Here is a 19,940-nt window from a genome sequence, read left to right as displayed (position 1 = left end):
TGCTGTCAGTCTGACACAGTGTTGTGCGAACTCAACAGTTCAGGGGTGTTGAGATTGGCCAGACGTGGATCGTTGTCAGGGCAAACCAGGGCCTGGGCATCAAGAGTGCGCATCACCCGCCCGGGGCTGCGTTCACCAGCTTTCCAGGCGTTTTCGAAAGCGGGCAGGAGCGCCACCGGGATCACGCAAAGCAGCGGTTCCCAGTGATCGTCATGGCGCAACATTAAAGGTTTTTCAGAATTCAGACTGGCCGCCTCGCGCATGCTGTGCAGCAGCGCAAGATCGATGCGCGGAACATCGCAGGGCAGTACCAGCAGGTGGGTATGGCGCGCGGCTTTCAAGCCGGCGCGAATACCAGCCAGCGGGCCAGGAAAGTCTTCCTCGTCATCGCTCACCAATTGGTCGGCAAACGGCGCATAGCGTTCACGATTGCGGTTGCAGGAAATGATCAGATCGTCTGTCAGCGGCCGAACCTTGCGCTGCAGATGCGCGATCAGTGGTTCACCGTGCCATTCCACAAGCCCCTTGTCCTGGCCGCCCATTCGCTGGCCGCGTCCACCCGCCAGCAACAGGATGGAGCAGGGTGACAATGGCGTGTTCGAGGTCATGGCAGCTCTCCGCAGGGGCGGCAAAAAAAGGGGGCGCTGTGATATAACACCGGGCTGTTTCTCCTACAACTGGACGAGCCTATGAAAGCCAAGGCTGATGTACCTTTCGTACCGCTCAATATCGCGGTACTCACGGTCAGCGACACCCGAACCCTGGAAACCGATACTTCCGGTCAGGTCTTTGTCGACCGCTTGACGGCCGCTGGCCACTATCTGGCGCAGCGAGTGCTGCTCAAAGATGACCTTTACAAGATCCGTGCGCAAGTCGCCCACTGGATTGCCGAAGACGTGGTGCAAGTGGTGCTGATTACCGGCGGAACCGGTTTTACCGGCCGCGACAGCACCCCGGAAGCGGTCGCTTGCCTGCTGGACAAGCAGGTCGATGGTTTTGGTGAGCTGTTTCGCCAGATCTCGGTGGCCGACATCGGCACCTCCACCGTGCAATCCCGGGCTTTGGCGGGACTGGCCAATGGCACGCTGGTCTGCTGCCTGCCTGGCTCCACCAACGCGGTGCGCACCGGTTGGGATGGGATCCTTGCCGAGCAACTGGACTCACGCCACCGCCCGTGCAATTTCGTCACTCATTTGAAACAGGCGGCGCCTTGTGAATCCCGTGGGTAAGCCGGGCAAGACCGGCAGCCTGATGCCGGTTGAAGAGGCATTCGCGCGGTTGCTGGAAATGGCCGAGAGTTCACGGATTGTCGAATGCGAGTTTTTGCCACTGGCTCAGGTTCAGGGGCGGGTGCTGGCGCAGGATCTGATTTCGACGCTGGATCTGCCGCCGTGGCCGAAAAGCGCCATGGACGGTTATGCCTTGAATCTGGCCGACTGGACCGGCGAACCGTTGCCGGTCAGTCAGAAAATCTTCGCCGGGCAGGCACCGTTACCCTTGAAGCCAGGCACCTGCGCACGGATCTTTACCGGTGCGCCGGTACCTGCCGGTGCCGACTGTGTCGAGATGCAGGAAAACGCCGAGATTCATGCCGATGAGCGCGTGAGCTTCATCGAGGCGATGGTGGCCGGGCAGAACATTCGCCCGCAAGGCCAGGAAACGACTGTCGGTGAGTTGGTCTTGCCTGCCGGAACCCGACTCGGTCCGATCGAACAGGGGCTGGCTGCATCGCTGGGTTGCGCAGGGCTTGATGTGATTCGCCGGGTTCGTGTGGCGGTGCTGTCCACGGGGGACGAGTTGGTCGAGCCGGGCACGACATTGGGGCCGGGACAGATCTACAACAGCAACCGGGTGTTGTTGTGCAGCTGGTTGCAGCGCCTGGGATGTGAAGTGGTGGATGCCGGTATTCTGCCTGATGACCTGCCCACCACCCGTGCGCGACTTGGTGAACTTCAGGATGTAGACCTGATTCTTTCAACCGGTGGTGTCTCGGTCGGGGAAGCGGATTTCCTTGGCATCGCATTGAGGGAAGAGGGCGAGCTGACACTCTGGAAGCTGGCAATAAAACCTGGCAAGCCGCTGACGGTCGGGCATTTTCGTGGTGTCCCGGTGATTGGATTGCCGGGGAATCCTGCCTCGACACTGGTGACTTTCGCCTTGCTGACCCGACCTTATCTGTTGCGTCGCCAGGGTGTGCAGGATGTCGAGCCGCTGAAGTTTTCGGTGCCCGCAGGATTTGTCTGGCCGCAGGCCGGTAACCGCTGTGAATTTCTGCGCGGCCGTCTGGAGCAGGGTCAGGCGATTATCTACCGTAACCAGAGTTCGGGCGTTCTGCGCAGCGCTGCCTGGGCCGAGGGGTTGGTGGAAGTGCAGGAAGGGCGAGTCCTGGCCAAGGGAGACCAGGTGCCGTTCATTCCGCTCAGCGAACTTCTCGGTTGATTGCAGGCATATGAAAGGCAGGCACTGAACGGTGCCTGCCTTTCAACGGATCAACGGCTGAGCAGTGTGACGAGTTGATCGAACCGGCTGTTGGCAATCCAGCCCAACAGTCCGAGCACCATCGCTGTCGCACCTGCCGAGTAGGCAAGGCGATGCTTGATGGCTTTGACGTCTCCTCTGACTTCGTCCATATCGCGTCGAATGTACTTCAGGTGAGTTTCCAGCTCGGTGACACGCGGCTCCATATCGTTTTCTCCAGTATTTCTGGCGCTGCATTTGAATTCGTCTTTAAGACAGGCGCGACTTTCGGAGAGAGAGGCAACCGGACTCACGGATAGTCTTGCTTCATGGCTTTGCATGGAAATGTCCACCTGTGGCCATGGGGGGCAATTGGCAAATGCCGGAATGCAAGACATCGAAAGTCCTGAAACTGTATCCACTCATTACATGCACATCCTTGTGTATTTGAATTGAAGATCGCTAACGCCGACACACGTTGTACCAATGACCGGGCCTGGTCAATTGAGCCGATTCCTTACGTTCTGTACGAAAAATTACCGGCATGTAGGACGGGCGGGACGAACCTCAGCAATTAATCAGAGGGTGTGCGACTTTTTTACCCGTGTAGAGGGTCAAGATGTTCCGTACTGATTCAATTCCGGGAGTGACCGCAATGAGTGAACGCAAGGCATTGTTGATTCTGCATGGCAAGCAGGCACTCAACGAGGCGGTTCGTGCCGCTGTCGAGAGCAAGCGAAAGCAGGGCTGGGAACTGGCTGTGCGCCTGACCTGGGAGGCCGGCGATGCCCAGCGACTGGTGGAAGAGGCGCTGGCGGCGGGATACCGTCAGATCATCGCCGGTGGTGGAGATGGCACCCTGCGTGACATCGCCGAAGCACTGGCGGCCAAGCCGGGCAAGGCCAGTCTGGTGTTGTTGCCGCTGGGAACCGCCAATGATTTTTCCCGCGCCGCGGCTATTTCCCTGGAGCCGGCCGAAGCGCTCGAATTGCTTGAGGCGCCCGCCCATGACATCGATCTGGGTGAGGTCGGCGGGCAGATATTCCTGAACATGGCCACCGGTGGGTTCGGCAGTCAGGTAACAGCCAACACGTCGGAAGATCTGAAAAAAGTGCTGGGCGGCGCGGCTTACCTGTTCACCGGCTTATCGCGGTTCAGTGAGCTGCATGCTGCCTACGGCGAGTTGCAGGGGCCGGACTTTCACTGGCGTGGCGAGCTTCTGGCGCTGGGGATCGGCAATGGCCGTCAGGCCGGTGGAGGGCATGTGTTGTGCCCGGAAGCGCTGGTCGACGACGGTCTTCTGGATATCAGCATTCTGCCGGCGCCGCAGGAGCTGGTCGGCACGCTGAAAAATCTGCTCAGCGACGGGTTCGGCATCGACAACATGTTCGTGCGCACCCGTTTGCCGTGGGTTGAAATCAAGGTTGCCGAAGGGCTTTGCATCAATCTCGACGGTGAGCCACTGGAGGGCGACAGTCTGCGGTTTGCGGCACGCCCCGGAGCGTTGCGTGTGCATTTGCCCAAGGACTCGCCGCTGCTGAGCACAACGCCCCGGCTCAGTCGTCCAGACTGATGATCTGTTCCCGCACGGCAAACAACACCAGGCCCGCCACATCGTAGATCTGCAGGCGTTTCATGATCTGCGAACGGTGGGTTTCGACCGTCTTGATACTCAAGCCCAGACCATTGGCGATTTCCCGCGTGGACTTGCCGCGTACGATCAGGCGCAGGATTTCCAGTTGGCGTGCTGTCAGGTTATGCGACTCGGTAACTTCCGGTTGCTGCTTCAGATTGCGGGTCAGCGCCTGATTGATCACGGTGTGGGCGATGGCTGGGCTCAAGTAGCGCTCGTTGTTGCGCAGTGCTTCCAGTGCATGTTCGAGCTCGGTGGCCGTGGTGTCCTTGAGCAGGTAACCGTGAGCGCCTGACTCCAGTGCCTGCATGATCAGTGCGGGGTCGGTGTGCATCGACAGAATCAGCACTTTGGCATGCGGGCGTACGCGTCTGAGCCGCTGCAGGGCTTCCAGACCGCCGGTTTCTTTCATGGAAATATCCAGCAATACGATATCGGGCGACAGCAGCTCGACCATCTCGAGCAACTGCGAGCCGTCATTGGCCTCGCCGATAACCGCATAACCGGGAATATCCAGCACCAGGGCGCGTACGCCGGCCCTGATCAGCGAGTGGTCATCCACCAGAAGTAAGTTACAAGTCAACGCATAACCTTATTCGTACTGGCCCGCTCGAGTGCACGGGGCGCCCAGGGGAATAGTGCTTCGATTTGAGTACCTTTGCCCGGCTCGCTGGTCACGCTCAGTGTGCCGCCCAGTTGCTCGATCCGTTCGGCCATCCCGGCCATGCCCCGTTGTCCTTCGCGCCCCGGATTCGCTGCCGGGGAAAAGCCCAGGCCATCATCGCTGATCAGCAGGGTCAGGCCCTGAGGCAGGCGTTGCACGCGGATCAACAGGTTTTTGGCCTGTGCATGGCGAAGGATGTTGGTTACCGCCTCCTGAGTGATGCGAAAGGCAGCGACGGCCATTTCTTCGGGTATTCCATTCAGGCGCTGCTGGCAGTCCAGACTCCAGTGCACCGAAGTATTGGCCAATACCTTGAGCAAATGCGCTCGCAGGCTCGCTTCCAGGCCAAGGCTGGTCAACTGCCGCGGATTGAGAATGGCCGAAACGTCGCGGACTTTATTTAGGGTTTCTTCCAGGGTCTCGCAAAGTACCGAGCAGTGTTCCTGCATATCTGCGGGCAGGCGGCGCTTGAGCCATTCGCTTTGCAGCTTGGCGGCGGTCAGCAGTTGGCCGATATCGTCATGCAGTTCACGACTCAGGCGATGGCGCTCGTTTTCCTGGACTTCCAGCAAACGGTCGGCCAGTTCCTGAGGCTGGAACTTGATGGATTTGCGCGACAGGCGATGTTGGGTCCAGACGCAGCCGGCAGCCGCCACGTTGATCAGCAGCAGGCCGAGCGACAACGGCGCAGAGACGCCATAGCTCAACAGACTGCCCAAGGCCGAAGCCGTGCACAGCAGGAGCGTGAACCTGCGGGCATTTTCTCGGGAGGGAGGCCATGTGGTGATTGACTTGAGGCTGGCGTACATAGCGGATGGAGCCAATGGATGTTCGCTGCGGGCAGACCGGTCAGAAGGGCTGGCGGTCTCTGTCTGGAAAACTGTCATTCAGGTTGTTGATTTCAAAACGGTTCAGTGATCGATAATTGAGCGCCAACTTCGGTGGAGACCGATCATTGAAGTCACCATGCCATTAACTGAAACAACTAACGGCCGGCATAATACCACTTAACATACCGTTGGTCGCGTTTGCCCTATATGTCCAAAGAGTCAGGAAACAGGCCATGTTGGACGAGGGTTCCATAATGGAAAAGTTGAAGTACCTGACTCGATAATTATCGATGCGACCGCAAGTTTTCTTTTACACAGGAAAACCCTGACATCTGCAGAGGATAGTCTGCATTCATCGCTCGTAATTATTTATTGGAAGAGGTCGCGGGCAGGTATGAACTATTCAATTGCGACATTCGACGGCGAGAACTGACGGGCCTGAACAGCCCACGGTGTGCCCGGTTACGCTTGGCGCTCCGACCAGGTGACGAGGGACATCGGCTTGCCATTGAGCGGCAATTGGAAGTGAGACTGTCCGACCTGGCAGGCAAAGGCTTCGATGAGCGACGCCTGTTCGCTTTCATCGAGGCCCAATTGGCCGGTGCTTGGGTCAACCAGTTCCAGTTGCCATGCCATCAAGGTGAAGCAGTCTTTCAGTGCTTCCAGGGCCTGAGCATGCAAATCCACGTGATCCTGGACCTGGGTGAGCAGGCCATGCAGGTGCAGGGAAAATTCGGACACCGCCTCCAGCGCCAGGGCATCGGCCTTGTTCGCAAGCTTCAGGAGGGTGCTGAGCATGCAGTCGATGGCGTCCTTGTCATTGCTGATCAACTGCAAGTGGCTGAGGCATTCTTCAGACTTGGCCAGGAGCGTTTCAGCCTCGACAAGGAATTCGGGGAACCGCTGCGCCCAGTCACTACGGTCGTTCGGCATGCTTATCTCCACCACGTCATGTCTGATGAGGGAATGCCGTGTGTGTCGACGATCATGAACCGTCGCGAGACCGCGCCCCGATGTGCATTGGCACGGACCTGGGGTTTCAAGAGGATGTGTTTCCACTGAACTGCGATCGCACACAATAGCCTGACTCCGTTCATGCAATGAGAATGGCGTCACATTAATGGCTATTGGATATCGCGAACATCAGGTTGGGCCTGATTGTTACTAGGGGATTCCCTTAGGCACGGGAACCTGTCGCGCAAACCGAGGTCGCGTCGAAGAGAATGTAGCAGATGATTTCACCGGGCCAGTAAAGCATGATGTTAATGTGACATCAATGCCTGCTCATGGCATTTTGTTGGTGATTTGTGACGGGATCAAGATCCGCCAGATTCAGCCGATAACCCCCAATAGTGAATTCATCAGAACAAGCCCAGGAGTCATTGATGGCCGGCATTCTCGACACGGTAGACCAACGCACGCAACTGGTGGGTGAGAATCGCCTGGAAATTCTCATGTTTCGACTCGCTGGGCGCCAATTGTTCGCGATCAACGTGTTCAAGGTTCAGGAAGTCCTGCAACTGCCGAAGCTGACCTTGATGCCCCAGCGTCACCCCTTTGTCTGCGGCGTGGTCAACCTGCGTGGCCAGACGCTGCCGGTGATCGACCTGTCCCAGGCGATCGGCATGCGTCCGTTGGTGCCAGGCCCGAACAGCACGATCATCGTCACCGAATACAACCGTTCGGTGCAGGCGTTTCTCGTCGGCGGCGTGGACCGCATCGTCAACATGAACTGGGAAGCCATCCTGCCGCCGCCGACCAGCGCCGGTCGTCAGCATTACCTGACGGCCATCAGCAAGGTCGACGACCAACTGGTGGAAATCATCGACGTCGAGAAAGTCCTCGCCGAAATCGTGCCGTACAACGCCAAGGTCTCCCGCGACAAACTCGACGATCCGGTGCTGGAACGCGCCCGTGGCCGCGAAGTATTGCTGGTGGACGACTCCAACGTGGCGCTCTCGCAATTGCGCGACACCCTCGGCCAGTTGGGCGTGAAGATGCACATCGCCAGCGACGGCCTGAAAGCCCTGAACATGCTCAAGGCCTGGGCGGACACCGGGGTGAACATGACCGACAAACTGCTGATGGTGTTCACCGACGCTGAAATGCCGGAAATGGACGGTTATCGCCTGACCACCGAAATTCGCAACGACCCACGCCTGCGTGGCCTGTACGTGGTATTGCACACCTCGCTGTCCGGCAGTTTCAACGACTCGATGGTGAAGAAGGTCGGGTGCGACAACTTCCTCTCCAAGTTCCAGCCGGACAAACTGGTCGATGTGGTGCGCCAGCGTCTGATGCTCGACGAAGTGCCGGCCTGATCAACCTGTCGAGGCTGACCCTGCGTCAGCCTTTGATTCGCTGACAAAGCTCGTATAGGGTGGCGTTTTGACCCACCAGGGAGCTGGCCATGCTGCGTCTGAGCGCGCTTTATCGTTACCCGCTGAAATCCGCCAAGGGCGAGGTCCTGCAAGGGATCGGCCTGGACAAACTGGGGCTTGAGGGCGACCGACGCTGGATGCTGGTGGACGAGGCCAGCGGGCGATTCCTGACCCAGCGTGCCGAAGCGAAAATGAGCCAGCTGTCGGCGCTGTGGAATGCCAGCGGCGGCCTGACGCTCAGCGCGCCAGGGCATTCGGCAATCGATGTCGCCTTGCCCGGCAGCGACGACGATCTGCGTGGTGTAACCATCTGGCGCGATACCTTGCGCGTACCGGATGCCGGCGAGGAGGCGGCCCGTTGGGTCAGCGAATTCATCGGCAAGCCGACGCGTCTGGTGCAAGTGCCGCTTGAGCGTGCTCGTACGACCCAGGCCGGGTACGGCAACGATGACGACCAAGTGGCATTCGCCGATGGTTTCCCGCTGCTGCTGATCGGTGAGGCATCACTGCAACACCTGTCACAGGAAGTCGGGCGTCCGCTGGAAATGCTGCGGTTCCGGCCGAACCTGGTGATCGAAGGCAGTGATGCTTACGCCGAGGACGGCTGGAAGCGGATTCGTATCGGCGACGTCGAGTTCCGCGTGGTCAAGTCCTGCTCGCGCTGCATTCTCACCACCATTGACCCGAAGACCGGTGAACGCAGCGCCGATCGTGAGCCACTGGCGACCCTGCAGAAAACCCGTGCCCAGGCTGACGGCGCGATGTTCGGCCAGAATCTGGTCAACGACAGCAACGGCCGGCTTGAAGTCGGCATGCCGGTGGAAATCCTCGAATAACCCGCTCTTAAACGAAAAATGCCCGTGTCCGTGGACACGGGCATTTTTCATGACCGCTGGAAACCGGTGTTTCAGCCGCGGTATTCGCACAGGTAAGCGGTGTCGACGGCCACTTTCAGCTGGAACTTGCTGTTGGCTGGCACGTTGAACTGGCTGCCGGCGGCGAAGGTTTCCCAGTCGCTGCTGTCCGGCAGTTTGACAGTCAGTGCGCCCGAGACCACGTGCATGATTTCACGCTGGCTGGTGCCGAATTCGTATTCGCCCGGGGCCATGACGCCGATGGTCGCAGGGCCTTCAGCAGTGCCGAAAGCGATCGACTTGACGGTGCCGTCGAAGTACTCGTTGACTTTAAACATGGGCGATTCCTCTCGAAAATGGCTTAAAAGGGTCAAAAAGGGTCAAAAAGGGTCGGCCAGTATGCACAAGGCACCGGGCGTCGTCATCTGTCTAAAGTGGCAACACCAGTGGCAGCAGGCGTGCGGTATTGCGCGCATCTTCCAGCGCCCGATGCTGCTGACCGGTGAACTGCATGCCCGCCAGTTGCAACGCGCCATTGAGGCCCAGCGGCCGTTCGAGGCGTCGGGCCTTGGCGAAACGCTGTTTGAGGTTCATGTGCGGCACCCGGCTCAGGGCGCTGTCGAGTTGCAGGCGCTGCCATTCCTGAAGCAGTTGCTTGCGGTCGTAATCGCCCCAGCTCGCCCAGCCTTCAAGGCGCGTCTGGTGCTGACCGAGCCAGCGTTCGAACGCCGGCCAGACATCGCTCAACGGCTGCGCCGCGTCGATGTTGGCCTGGGTGATGTGCGTGAGTTCGCGGCAAAACGGCGTCAGCAAGGGGCGCCGCGTCGGTTTGACGAAGCGCTGAAAGTGATCCTGCTCGCGACCGGCGCGATCCACCAGGGTCGCGCCGATCTCGATGATCTCCATTTCCGTAACCGGCCAGCCACCCTCATCGGTGGTGGCTTCCAGATCTATGACCAGCCAATGGGGCATCGCAGGGTTCCTGATTTCCGCGTCCTGATTATTCAGAGCGTAGTCAAACCTTGCGGATGCGCGCGGCGACTACTCGACCTGCAACAGAACCTGACGATTTTTTACCTGATCGCCGACCTTGACCTGCACCCGCTTGAGCACGCCGTCGATGCCGGCCTTGAGCGGGTGCTCCATTTTCATCGCTTCCAGCACCACCAGCAGTTGTCCTTTGCTGACCGGGCTGCCTTCGCTGACGAGCACATCGATGATGGCGCCATCCATCGGGGCTTTCAACGTGCCGGAACTGACGCTGGTCTGACTGTCGATCACGGCGTGAGTTCGATCCACCAGGTGCAGGCTGCCGGGGTGGGTGAACAGCCAGAGCTGCTCGTCGCGCAGGCGATAGGCATGGTGCTGGCGCAGGCCATCGATCTCCAGCGTCACGGCCCCGGTGGTGTGTTCGATGAGTTTAAGTTCGATGACGCGCTCCGCGACCTGCACTTCAAACGCGTTATTTGAACTGGCGCGCAGTTGCACGTTCCAGTCGCGGGCGTCGAGGCCGATGCGATAGAGCAACGGCGCACCGGCGTTATTGCGCCATCCCGACAAAGGGGCGCGGTGTTGCTGCGCGGCGGATTGGTAAAACAGCACCGCCGCGATGGCCAGCTCTTCGGCAGTGGGGGAATAGCCGCGCAGGCATTCGTGGTCGGCAAAGTGCTGCGGAATAAACCCGGTGCCGAACTCTCCGCTGATGAACTGCGGATGCTGCAACAGGCTGGCGAGCAGCCGCTGATTGCTCTGCACGCCCAGCAACACGCTGTCTTGAACCGCACACAACAGTTTGCGCCGGGCCTCTTCACGGGTTGCGCCGTGGGCGATCAGTTTGCCGAGCATCGGGTCGTAGAACGGTGAGATCGACTGCCCTTCGATAAGGCCGTGATCAATCCGCGCACCTCGATCCAGTGCCGGCGCCCAGGCTTCGACACGCCCGGTCTGCGGAAGAAAACCCTGGGCCGGATCTTCGGCGTAGAGGCGCACTTCCATGGCGTGGCCATCGAGTTTCACCTGCGACTGGGTCAGCGGCAGCGGCTGACCTTCGGCGACTGACAGTTGCCACGCCACCAGGTCCAATCCGGTAATCAGTTCGGTCACCGGGTGCTCGACCTGCAACCGGGTATTCATCTCCAGGAAGTAAAACCGGCCATCGGCATCAAGCAAAAACTCCACAGTGCCGGCGCCGACATAGTTCACCGCACGTCCGGCCTTGAGCGCCGCTTCGCCCATCGCCTGACGCAGTTCTTCGGTCATCACCGGGCACGGCGCTTCTTCGATGACCTTCTGGTGGCGGCGCTGAATCGAACAGTCGCGCTCGCCGAGGTAGATCAGGTTGCCGTGGTGATCGCCGAACAGCTGCACTTCGACATGGCGCGGTTCAATCAGCGCCTGTTCGAGGATCAGTTCATCGCTGCCGAAACCGTTCAAGGCTTCCGAGCGCGCCGTGCGCAATTGCGCCGCCAGCTCCTCGGCGTGGTGCACCAGGCGCATGCCGCGCCCGCCACCACCGGCGCTGGCCTTGATCATCAACGGGTATCCGATGCGCTCGGCTTCACGGGTCAGGGTCGCGTCATCCTGCTCGGCGCCTTGATAGCCAGCGATGCATGGGACGCCGGCGGCGAGCATGGCGATTTTCGACTGGCGTTTGCTGCCCATCAGTTCGATGGCTTCGACGCTGGGACCGATGAAGGTCAGGTCGGCCTGTTCGCAAGCCCGGGCGAATTCGGCATTTTCCGAGAGGAAGCCGTAGCCGGGATGGATGGCGTCGGCACCGCTACGCCGGGCGGCGTCGAGGATCGCCGGGATATTCAGGTAGGACTGCTGCACCGGTGCCGGGCCGATGTTCACCGCCTGATCGGCCATCTGCACGTGCAGTGCGTCGGCGTCGGCGTCGCTGAAAACGGCGACCGTGCGATAACCGAGGGCCTGGGCCGTGCGCTGGATGCGGCAGGCGATTTCACCGCGGTTGGCGATCAGGATTTTGTGGAGGGCGGGCATGATAATTTTCCTGAGTTTTTGGCGGTGAATTGAAGGGCCTCATCGCGGGCAAGCCCGCTCCCACAGGGTCAGGTGCTCCATCCGGGTTTGCGCTTTTGCACAAATGCCATCGTGCCTTCGATCCCTTCGGCGCCGGTCACTGCTTCGCTGAACCACTGCGCGGCTTCGTCCAACAGTTCACTCGACGGCTGGCCGGCACTGGCCAACAGCAGTTTTTTCGTCACGGCATTCGCTTCGGGAGCGCAGCAGAGGACATGGTCGAGCACTTCATCCAGCCGCTCGGCGAGCGCCTGTGGATCCTGCTCGACAAAATGCACCAGCCCCAGGCGACGTGCCTGATGGCCGTCGAAGCGGGCGGCGGTCAGGGCCAGGCGGCGGGCTTCTGTGAGACCAATGCGTTGCACCACAAACGGCGCGATCTGCGCCGGCAGCAGACCAAGACTGGTTTCCGGCAAACCGAACTGCGCCTGATGATCGGCGATGGCGATATCGCTGACACACACCAAACCAAAGCCACCCCCGAGCACCGCGCCCTGCAACACCGTGATCAGCACTTGCGGCGCGTGCTGCGCTTCTTCCAGCAACGACCCGAACGCTCGGTTCAACTCGCGATAGGCATCGCTGCCCTGAGCGCGGGCATTGGCCATGTCCTTGATGTCGCCGCCGGCGCAGAAATGCCCGCCGGCACCGCTGAGCACCAGTGCGCGAACGCTGCGGTCATCACGCACGCTGGCCAGCACGGCGCGTAACTCGGCGACCATTTGCAGGCTCATCGCGTTACGGCTTTCCGGGCGATTGAGGGTGATGTGCAACACGCCGTTGTGCCGTTCCAGCCGCAGCGTCTGGCAATCGGGCAGGGCGCTCATTTCTTTTTCCCCGGCAGGATGCCCATCAGTTTGCAGATGATCCCCAGCATGATTTCGTCGGCGCCGCCGCCGATCGATACCAGCCGCACGTCGCGGTAAGCGCGGGCCACCGGGTTGTCCCACATGAAGCCCATGCCGCCCCAGTATTGCAGGCAGCTGTCGCTGACTTCGCGGCCGAGACGCCCGGCCTTGAGCTTGGCCATCGAGGCGAGTCGGGTGACGTCCTGGCCTTTCACGTATTGCTCGGTGGCCTGATAGACCAACGCCCGCAGGCATTCGATTTCGGTCTGCAATTCGGCGAGGCGGAAGTGGATCACCTGGTTGTCGATCAGCGCATTGCCGAAGGTCTTGCGTTCCTTGCAGTACTCGATGGTGCTGTCGACGCAGTATTCCAGACCCTTGATCATGTTGGCCGCGCCGAACAGGCGTTCCTCCTGGAACTGCAGCATCTGCATCATGAACCCGGCGCCTTCGTGGCCGATGCGATTGCGCTGGGGTACGCGCACGTTGTCGAAAAACACTTGGGCGGTTTCCGAGCTGCGCATGCCGAGCTTGTCCAGGTGCGAACTGAGGCTGATGCCCGGTGTGTTCATCGGCACCATGATCAGCGACTTGTTGACGTGCGGCTTGTCGTCCGAGGTGTTGGCCAGCAGGCAGATGAAGTCGGCGCTCGGCGAGTTGGTGATCCACATCTTGCTGCCATTGATCACGTAGTCGTCGCCGTCCTTGCGCGCGGTGGTCTTGAGTCCGGCGACGTCGGAGCCGGCGCCGACTTCCGAGACGCCGATGCAGCCGACCTGCTCGCCGGTGATGGCCGGGCGCAGGAATTCGTCGCGCAACTCATCGGAGCCGAAGCGGGCGAGGGCGGGGGTGCACATGTCGGTCTGCACGCCGATCGACATCGGAATGCCGCCGCAATGGATGGTGCCGAACTCTTCAGCCGCGACGATCGAATAGCTGTAATCCAGGCCCATGCCGCCGAATTTTTCCGGCTTGGAAATCCCCAGCAGACCGAGGTCGCCGGCCTTGCGGAAAATCTCGTGGATCGGAAATCGCCCGGCCTTTTCCCATTCATCGACGTGGGGGTTGATCTCGTGTTCGACGAACTGGCGGACGGTGCGACGCAGGGCTTCGTGTTCCGGGGTGAAGGTCATTTTTATTGTTCTCCTTTAATCCGTGGCGATCAGAACCGGCTGACGCCGAAGCTGTTGGGTTGCAACGTGCGGATGTCGGCTTCGTGGCAGATGTCCAGCAGGTAGCCGAGCAGGGTGCGGGTGTCGCGCGGATCGATCAGCCCGTCGTCCCACAGGTTGGCGCTGCCGTAGAGGGCGGTGGACTGGCTGTCGAGTTTTTGCGCGGTGACCTGTTCCAGCATGTCGAGCATTTTCGGGTCGGGCACCAGTCCGTCCTTGAGCTGCTTGGCTTCGGTGACGATGCGCAACACCTTGCCGGCCTGGGCGCCGCCCATCACGGCGGTGCGGCTGTTGGGCCAGGCGAAGATGAAGCGTGGGTCGAGCCCGCGCCCGCACATTGCGTAGTTGCCCGCGCCGTAGGAACCGCCGACCACGATCGTCAGTTTCGGCACCCGCGCATTGGCCACGGCCTGGATCAGTTTCGAGCCGTGCTTGATCACGCCGTGCTGTTCCGATTCGGTGCCGACCATGAACCCGGTGGTGTTGTGGAAAAACAGCAGAGGTGTCTGGCTCTGGTCGCAGAGCTGAATGAACTGCGCCGCTTTGCTCGCGCCGTTGGGCGTGATCGGGCCGTTGTTGCCGATGAAGCCGCAGGCGCGGCCCTGAATCTTCAGGTGGCCGCAAACAGTCTGCTGATCGAACTCGCCCTTGAACTCCAGGAAGCGCGATTCATCGGCGATACGGGCAATGATTTCTCGCACGTCGTAAGGTTTTTTCGGGTCGTCCGGGATCAGACCGAGCAGTTCGTCGATGGGGTAGAGCGGTTCCTTGAATTGCGGCTCGGGCAGCCACGGCAGTTGCTCGTTCCAGTTCAGCAGGCTGACGATTTCCCGCACCTGACGCACGCCGTCGGCATCGTTTTCGGCGAGGTATTCGGCGGTGCCAGCGACTTGCGCGTGCATCTCGGCGCCACCCAGTTCTTCGTCGGTGGCGACTTCACCGGTCGCTGCTTTAAGCAACGGCGGGCCGGCAAGAAACAGCTTGGCCTTGCCGCGCACCACCACCACGTAATCCGACAGCCCCGGCTGATAAGCGCCGCCGGCGGTTGCAGAACCGTGCACCACGGTGATCTGCGGCAAACCCATGGCCGACATCCGCGCCTGATTGGCAAAACTGCGAGCGCCCTCGACGAAAATCTCCGCTGCGTAATTGAGGTTGGCGCCGCCGCTTTCGGCGAGGGTGATGACCGGCAGTTTGTTTTCCTGGGCGATCTGTTGCAGGCGCAGGGACTTTTTCAGGCCCGACGGGGAAATCGTCCCGCCCTTGATTGCGCTGTTGTTCGCCACGACCAGGGCGCGCACGCCGGAGACGTAGCCGATGCCGGCGATCAAGCCGCCACCGGCCGAGCTGCCGTCCTTGTCGTCGTGGAGTTTATAGCCGGCCAGGCTCGCCAGTTCGAGGAATGGCGCGCCCGGGTCGAGCAGCAGATTCAGGCGCTCACGGGGCAGCAATTGCCCGCGTTTGTCGAATTTCGGTTTGGCTTCGGCGGCCTTGTTCAGCAGGTTCTGTTCGAGTTGCTGGACTTGCTCGATGGCGGCGAGCATGGCCGCGCGGTTGCGGGCGAAGGCTTCGCTGTGCGGATCGAGCTGAGATTGAATGACCGGCATGGCTTACTCCTTGTCCTTCAAAACGTCCGGCATGTAGGCCCGGTGAAAACCGTTGAAGGATTCGCTGTGGGTCGCCTTGTGCAGCGGCCATGCACGACTGCCCAGGCTGGCCGCGCCGTCGATGCGCAAGGTGCTGCCGCTGATGAACGCGGCAGCCGGGCTGAGCAGAAACACGATCGCCGCGCTGACTTCCGATTCGGTGCCGATGCGCTTGAGCGGCACGTGTTCGCGCAAGGTCGGGATCACGGCTTTGAGCGCGCCTTCGTAAGTGTCCATACCGCTGGAAGCGATCCAGCCCGGCGCCACTGCATTCACTCGAACACCGGCATAACCCCATTCGAACGCCGCTGTTTTGGTGAAGTTGTCCATGCCCGAGCGCGCGGCGCCGGAATGGCCCATGCCGGGCATGCCGCCCCACATGTCGGCGAGCATGTTGACGATGCTGCCGCCGTGTTTGCTCATCGACAGGTTGAACACTTCGCGGGCCATCAGGAAACCGCCGACCAGATTGGTCCGCAGTACGGTTTCGAAACCTTTCTGATTGATCGAGGCCAGCGGCGATGGGTACTGGCCGCCGGCATTGTTGACCAGCCCGTGGATCGGCCCGTGTTCGCGGATCAGTTCGCTGACCAGCGCCTTTACGGCTTCTTCGTCACGGATATCGCAAGCCTTCCAGTGGGCGCGACCGCCGTCCTCGGCAATTTCGGCGGCGACGGTTTGCAGCTTTTCCGGTTTGCGTCCGACCAGTACAACGTTGGCCCCGAGCGCCGCCAGTTCATGGGCGGTGCAACGCCCGATGCCACTGCCGCCGCCGGTGACGATGACGGTCTGACCGCTGAACAGATCAGCCCGGAAAATCGATTCGAACGCCATGGTGCCAATCCTCTAGTCGAACTGTTCGGCGATGCTCTGCGGCACCGGGATCTGGATTTCCAGTAGTTGTTGGGCGAAGGCCTTGCCTTGCGGGTCGATGCGCAGACTCGCCACGCCGCCGCCACCAAGGGCGTTTTCCAGCAGGAAGTTGAGGCTGTGGGTGCCCGGCAGATACCAGCGTTCAACCCGGCCGTGAATCGGGTCGAGGACATGGTTCATCCAGTCGACGACCACCGCCGGGGTCAGTGCTTCGGCGATCCACGGCAGGTATTCCGGGCGGCGCGGCATGACGCCGATGTTGCTGTGATTGCCCTTGTCGCCGGAGCGCGCCACGGCCAGTTTCACCAGCGGCACACTCGCGTCGGCGCGGCCCTGGGGTTTGGGCGTTTCGTGGGGCAGGGGCAGATCCTGGCTGTCGAGGATGGCGGGGGCGGGCAGGGCGAACGGGTGAGATTCGCCGGCGATGTCGATCTGCAATGTGCAGGCGCTTTTGTCGATCAGGAACGAGAACAGCCGGATCAGCGGATACACCGTCGGCCGCCCGCCGACGATGCCGGTCAGCCCCGGCGCCATGCCGGTCGCGGCCTGGGCGATTTCCCGGGAGAACAGGATCAAGGCTTGTTTGTTCGGGTGACGCACGGCGAGTTTGATCACCACTTCGCGACTGTCACGGCGCTGGCCGTGAGGGCCGTAGGTGGCTTCGCTGCCGAGCAGTTCGACGTGGGTTTCGGTGTAGGGGCCGAGGCTTTTCTGGTCGAGCATTTCCGAGGTTTTATCGAGGATCGCCTGGCTGACGCGCCGGGCTTTCTCTACGGCATCGATGCCGGCGATCAGGCAACTGGCGGCGCAACGGAAACCGTCCGGATACGTTGCGCTGACCTTGTATTGGTCGCTGGGCGGCAAGCCTTTGGCGCCGTGGACCCGGACGGCGTTTTTGCCCTGTTGCTGGAGTTTGACCTGGCTGAAATCGCAGACCACATCGGGTAACAGATAGGCCTGCGGATCGCCGATTTCGTAGAGCATCTGCTCGCCGACGGTCAGCGGCGTGACCAGCCCGCCGGAGCCTTCGGGTTTGCTGACGATGAACTGGCCATCGGCGCTGACTTCGACGATCGGGAAACCGATGTGTTCGTAATCCGGCACGTCACGCCAGTCGGTGAAATTGCCGCCGGTGCACTGCGCGCCGCATTCGATGATGTGCCCGGCCAGAGCGGCTTGTGCGAGTTTGTCGTAGTCGTGCCACGACCAACCGAATTCATGCACCAGCGCGGCACTCACTACTGCGCTGTCGACCACCCGGCCGGTGATGACGATGTCGGCGCCCAGACGCAGCGCTTCGACAATGCCCGGTGCGCCGAGGTAGGCGTTGGTCGACACGCACATTGGCGGCAGCGGGGCGCCGCTGAACATTTCCGTAATGCCTTGGGTGGCAAGTTGTTTGAATTGCGGTTGCAGGTCATCGCCCGACAGCACGGCGATTTTCAGCGCTACGCCAGCCTTGTCGCAGGCCGCTTGCAGGGCGGCGGCGCAGGCCTTTGGATTGACCCCGCCGGCATTGCTGATGACGCGAATGTTCTGTTCCGCCAGTTGCGGCAGCAATGGCGCGAGGACTTCGATGAAATCGCCGGCGAACCCGGCCTGCGGGTCCTTCATGCGCGCGCCGGCCATGATCGACATGGTGATTTCGGCCAGGTAGTCGAAGACCAGATAATCCAGCTGTCCTGCGGCCACCAGCTGCGCGGCGGCGGTCGAGGTGTCTCCCCAGAATGCGCTGGCGCATCCGATGCGAACCGTGGTGGGCATTTTGATCTCCGACTCAGGAACCTGTGACAGAAGTGCATCGAGGCTACCAAGCAAGCGCTTGGTTTGTAAACAGCTGAAATTATCTTCTGCCCAAGCGCTTGCTTGGTACCCGCCGGCGGCTTAAATTGCCCGCGCAATCCCGCCGTTTCTGCGGCGTACGGCGCATTTGACTGATCGACTGTAGGAGAGAACGGGTGGACGAGCAAAAAGCCCTGAGGGTCATGCGTGAACTGGTCGATGCCGGCCAGCTGACCGATCCGGACAGCGCTCGCGGCAAATTGCTGCAAGTGGCGGCCCACCTGTTTCGCAACAAAGGCTACGAGCGCACCACGGTGCGCGATCTGGCCGGTGCCGTGGGGATTCAGTCCGGCAGCATCTTTCATCACTTCAAGAGCAAGGATGAAATCCTGCGGGCGGTGATGGAAGAAACCATCCGCTACAACACCGCGCTGATGCGTGCGGCCCTTGCCGATGCTGCCGATGTGCGCGAGCGGGTGCTGGCGCTGATCCGCTGCGAATTGCAGTCGATCATGGGCGGCAGCGGCGAGGCGATGGCGGTGCTGGTGTATGAATGGCGCTCGCTGTCCGAGGATGGCCAGGCAAAAGTGCTGGCGCTGCGCGACATCTACGAAGACCTCTGGCTGCAAGTGCTGGGCGAGGCCAAAGAGGCGGGGTTCATCCGTGGCGACGTGTTCATTACCCGACGTTTTCTCACGGGCGCATTGTCCTGGACCACCACCTGGTTCCGCGCCGGCGGCAGCCTGAGCCTGGATCAACTGGCCGAAGAAGCGCTGATTCTGGTACTCGAAGAGCGCTAGACGCTTTCTATCGGGTCGGGAAACTGGCTAACTGGGCGAAACCGCCTAGCTTGAATGCAATGATCGGTACTTTTTCGGGGAGTGGGGTGTTTTGAAGTCTTCGCCAATTCGGACGGCCGCAGGGCTGATGCTCGCAGCGCTGGCTGCATCATGGGTATTGTCTGCTCCGGCGGCGCAAGTGGTTCGGGTGGGCGCGGCGCATTTTCCGCCCTACACCATTCGCCCGGAAAACGGCGCCGACACCGGTCTGCTGCCAGAGTTGGTCGCGGCTTTGAACAGCGCCCAGAGCGACTATCGTTTCGAACTGGTGCCCACCTCGATTCCTCGCCGGTTTGGCGATTTCAAGGATGGCCGCACCGACATGGCTATCTTCGAAAACCCGGAGTGGGGCTGGAAAGACATTCCCCACGTCACCGTCGACATGGGCCTGGAGGACGCGGAGATTTTCGTCGCGCAGAACAAGCCCGGACGCCAGCAGAATTACTTCGCCGATCTCAAGGGCAAACGACTGGCGCTGTACAGCGGCTATCACTATGAATTCGCCAACTTCAATGCCGATCCCAAATACCTCGCGGAAACCTACAGCGCCACGCTGACCTATTCCCACGACAGCAACCTGTTGATGGTCTTGCGCGGGCGCGCGGACATTGCGTTGGTGACCCGCTCGTACCTGTTCGATTACCTGCTGCGCAACGAAAAGGTGCGCGACGAGTTGCTGGTGTCCCAGCGCATCGACCAGATCTACCACCATTACGCGATTCTCAGTCCGAAGGCGCCGATCACCGGCGAAGCGTTCGGCAAGCTGCTGCAAGGCCTGCGCGACAACGGACAGATGCTGAAGATCTTCGATCCGTACAAGATTGCGGTGGTACCGGTGCCGCATCAATGACCGGCGGTTTTTCGCGTCCGGCCTAAATTTCCCGCCCCGGCTCACGTCCCATCGTTGAACTGTCGACGA

General features: G+C 60.9%; 20 protein-coding genes. 7 read left to right on the top strand and 13 right to left on the bottom strand.

The genetic code is table 11. The features are described 5' to 3' along the window. Positions 1 to 5 precede the first annotated feature (5 nt). Positions 6 to 608, bottom strand: coding sequence for a molybdenum cofactor guanylyltransferase MobA (mobA, locus tag QR290_RS20795; protein ID WP_115078729.1), 603 nt, complete (start codon positions 606 to 608; stop codon positions 6 to 8). An 81-nt stretch (positions 609 to 689) separates the two neighbouring features. Between mobA and moaB the strand changes: the two genes are divergently transcribed. Both moaB and QR290_RS20785 read left to right on the top strand, forming a co-directional pair. Next, positions 690 to 1,229, top strand: a complete 540-nt coding sequence (gene moaB, locus QR290_RS20790; protein WP_085744951.1) for a molybdenum cofactor biosynthesis protein B — start codon at positions 690 to 692, stop codon at positions 1,227 to 1,229. Then, entirely contained in the window at positions 1,213 to 2,439 is a 1,227-nt protein-coding gene (locus QR290_RS20785; protein WP_289203505.1) for a molybdopterin molybdotransferase MoeA, read from the top strand. Before moaB ends, QR290_RS20785 begins: the two co-directional genes overlap by 17 nt. A 50-nt stretch (positions 2,440 to 2,489) precedes the next feature. Here QR290_RS20785 and QR290_RS20780 read toward each other — a convergent pair whose 3' ends face one another. Next, positions 2,490 to 2,798: a hypothetical protein gene (locus QR290_RS20780; protein ID WP_205350827.1), complete on the bottom strand. Its 309-nt coding sequence runs from the start codon at positions 2,796 to 2,798 to the stop codon at positions 2,490 to 2,492. A gap of 314 nt (positions 2,799 to 3,112) precedes the next feature. Between QR290_RS20780 and yegS the strand changes: the two genes are divergently transcribed. Next, a complete protein-coding gene (yegS, locus tag QR290_RS20775; protein ID WP_115078727.1) occupies positions 3,113 to 4,030 on the top strand; it encodes a lipid kinase YegS in 918 nt (305 codons plus the stop codon). On the opposite strand, the gene QR290_RS20770 is transcribed toward yegS, so the two are convergent. From QR290_RS20770 to QR290_RS20760, 3 genes are all read right to left on the bottom strand, one after another. Next, the gene (locus tag QR290_RS20770; RefSeq protein ID WP_115078726.1) at positions 4,014 to 4,673 is read right to left on the bottom strand and encodes a response regulator; all 660 of its coding nucleotides are present in this window, start codon (positions 4,671 to 4,673) and stop codon (positions 4,014 to 4,016) included. The two genes, yegS and QR290_RS20770, sit on opposite strands and share 17 nt — an antisense overlap. Next, positions 4,670 to 5,563: a sensor histidine kinase gene (locus QR290_RS20765; protein ID WP_289205317.1), complete on the bottom strand. Its 894-nt coding sequence runs from the start codon at positions 5,561 to 5,563 to the stop codon at positions 4,670 to 4,672. The genes QR290_RS20770 and QR290_RS20765 overlap by 4 nt, the downstream gene beginning before the upstream one ends. A gap of 483 nt (positions 5,564 to 6,046) precedes the next feature. Next, positions 6,047 to 6,517, bottom strand: coding sequence for a hypothetical protein (locus QR290_RS20760; RefSeq protein ID WP_115078724.1), 471 nt, complete (start codon positions 6,515 to 6,517; stop codon positions 6,047 to 6,049). A 452-nt stretch (positions 6,518 to 6,969) separates the two neighbouring features. On the opposite strand from QR290_RS20760, the gene QR290_RS20755 reads away from it, so the two are divergent. Next, on the top strand, positions 6,970 to 7,905 hold the full coding sequence (locus QR290_RS20755) for a chemotaxis protein CheV (RefSeq protein ID WP_003226705.1): 936 nt from the start codon (positions 6,970 to 6,972) through the stop codon (positions 7,903 to 7,905). Between the two features lie 89 nt (positions 7,906 to 7,994). Continuing rightward, positions 7,995 to 8,801 (top strand): MOSC domain-containing protein, encoded by an 807-nt coding sequence (locus QR290_RS20750; RefSeq protein WP_115078723.1) that lies wholly within the window; start codon positions 7,995 to 7,997, stop codon positions 8,799 to 8,801. Between the two features lie 71 nt (positions 8,802 to 8,872). On the opposite strand, the gene QR290_RS20745 is transcribed toward QR290_RS20750, so the two are convergent. From QR290_RS20745 to QR290_RS20710, 8 genes are all read right to left on the bottom strand, one after another. Next, positions 8,873 to 9,157 (bottom strand): pyrimidine/purine nucleoside phosphorylase, encoded by a 285-nt coding sequence (locus QR290_RS20745; protein WP_007940055.1) that lies wholly within the window; start codon positions 9,155 to 9,157, stop codon positions 8,873 to 8,875. 91 nt (positions 9,158 to 9,248) lie between these two features. Beyond that, positions 9,249 to 9,791 (bottom strand): exonuclease domain-containing protein, encoded by a 543-nt coding sequence (locus tag QR290_RS20740; protein WP_115078722.1) that lies wholly within the window; start codon positions 9,789 to 9,791, stop codon positions 9,249 to 9,251. A gap of 69 nt (positions 9,792 to 9,860) precedes the next feature. Next, on the bottom strand, positions 9,861 to 11,822 hold the full coding sequence (locus QR290_RS20735; RefSeq protein ID WP_289203504.1) for an acetyl/propionyl/methylcrotonyl-CoA carboxylase subunit alpha: 1,962 nt from the start codon (positions 11,820 to 11,822) through the stop codon (positions 9,861 to 9,863). A 68-nt stretch (positions 11,823 to 11,890) separates the two neighbouring features. After that, on the bottom strand, positions 11,891 to 12,688 hold the full coding sequence (locus tag QR290_RS20730) for an enoyl-CoA hydratase/isomerase family protein (protein ID WP_115078720.1): 798 nt from the start codon (positions 12,686 to 12,688) through the stop codon (positions 11,891 to 11,893). Next, complete coding sequence (atuD, locus tag QR290_RS20725) at positions 12,685 to 13,842, bottom strand: citronellyl-CoA dehydrogenase (RefSeq protein ID WP_289203503.1); 1,158 nt, start codon at positions 13,840 to 13,842, stop codon at positions 12,685 to 12,687. Before atuD ends, QR290_RS20730 begins: the two co-directional genes overlap by 4 nt. Positions 13,843 to 13,871: 29 nt before the next feature. Continuing rightward, entirely contained in the window at positions 13,872 to 15,488 is a 1,617-nt protein-coding gene (gene atuC / locus QR290_RS20720) for a geranyl-CoA carboxylase subunit beta (protein ID WP_115078718.1), read from the bottom strand. 3 nt (positions 15,489 to 15,491) lie between these two features. Then, complete coding sequence (locus tag QR290_RS20715; RefSeq protein ID WP_289203502.1) at positions 15,492 to 16,361, bottom strand: SDR family oxidoreductase; 870 nt, start codon at positions 16,359 to 16,361, stop codon at positions 15,492 to 15,494. A gap of 12 nt (positions 16,362 to 16,373) precedes the next feature. Beyond that, the gene (locus tag QR290_RS20710; protein ID WP_115078716.1) at positions 16,374 to 18,164 is read right to left on the bottom strand and encodes an acyclic terpene utilization AtuA family protein; all 1,791 of its coding nucleotides are present in this window, start codon (positions 18,162 to 18,164) and stop codon (positions 16,374 to 16,376) included. A gap of 194 nt (positions 18,165 to 18,358) precedes the next feature. On the opposite strand from QR290_RS20710, the gene QR290_RS20705 reads away from it, so the two are divergent. Together QR290_RS20705 and QR290_RS20700 are read left to right on the top strand one after the other, a co-directional pair. Continuing rightward, positions 18,359 to 18,982, top strand: coding sequence for a TetR/AcrR family transcriptional regulator (locus QR290_RS20705; RefSeq protein ID WP_007955773.1), 624 nt, complete (start codon positions 18,359 to 18,361; stop codon positions 18,980 to 18,982). A 91-nt stretch (positions 18,983 to 19,073) separates the two neighbouring features. Continuing rightward, entirely contained in the window at positions 19,074 to 19,871 is a 798-nt protein-coding gene (locus tag QR290_RS20700) for a substrate-binding periplasmic protein (protein ID WP_289203501.1), read from the top strand. The last annotated feature ends 69 nt before the right edge of the window (positions 19,872 to 19,940 follow it).

Origin of the sequence: Pseudomonas fluorescens (assembly GCF_030344995.1) — a bacterium.
Classification (GTDB): Bacteria; Pseudomonadota; Gammaproteobacteria; order Pseudomonadales; family Pseudomonadaceae; genus Aquipseudomonas; species Aquipseudomonas fluorescens_BF.
This window is presented reverse-complemented; position numbering and strand designations above follow the sequence as displayed.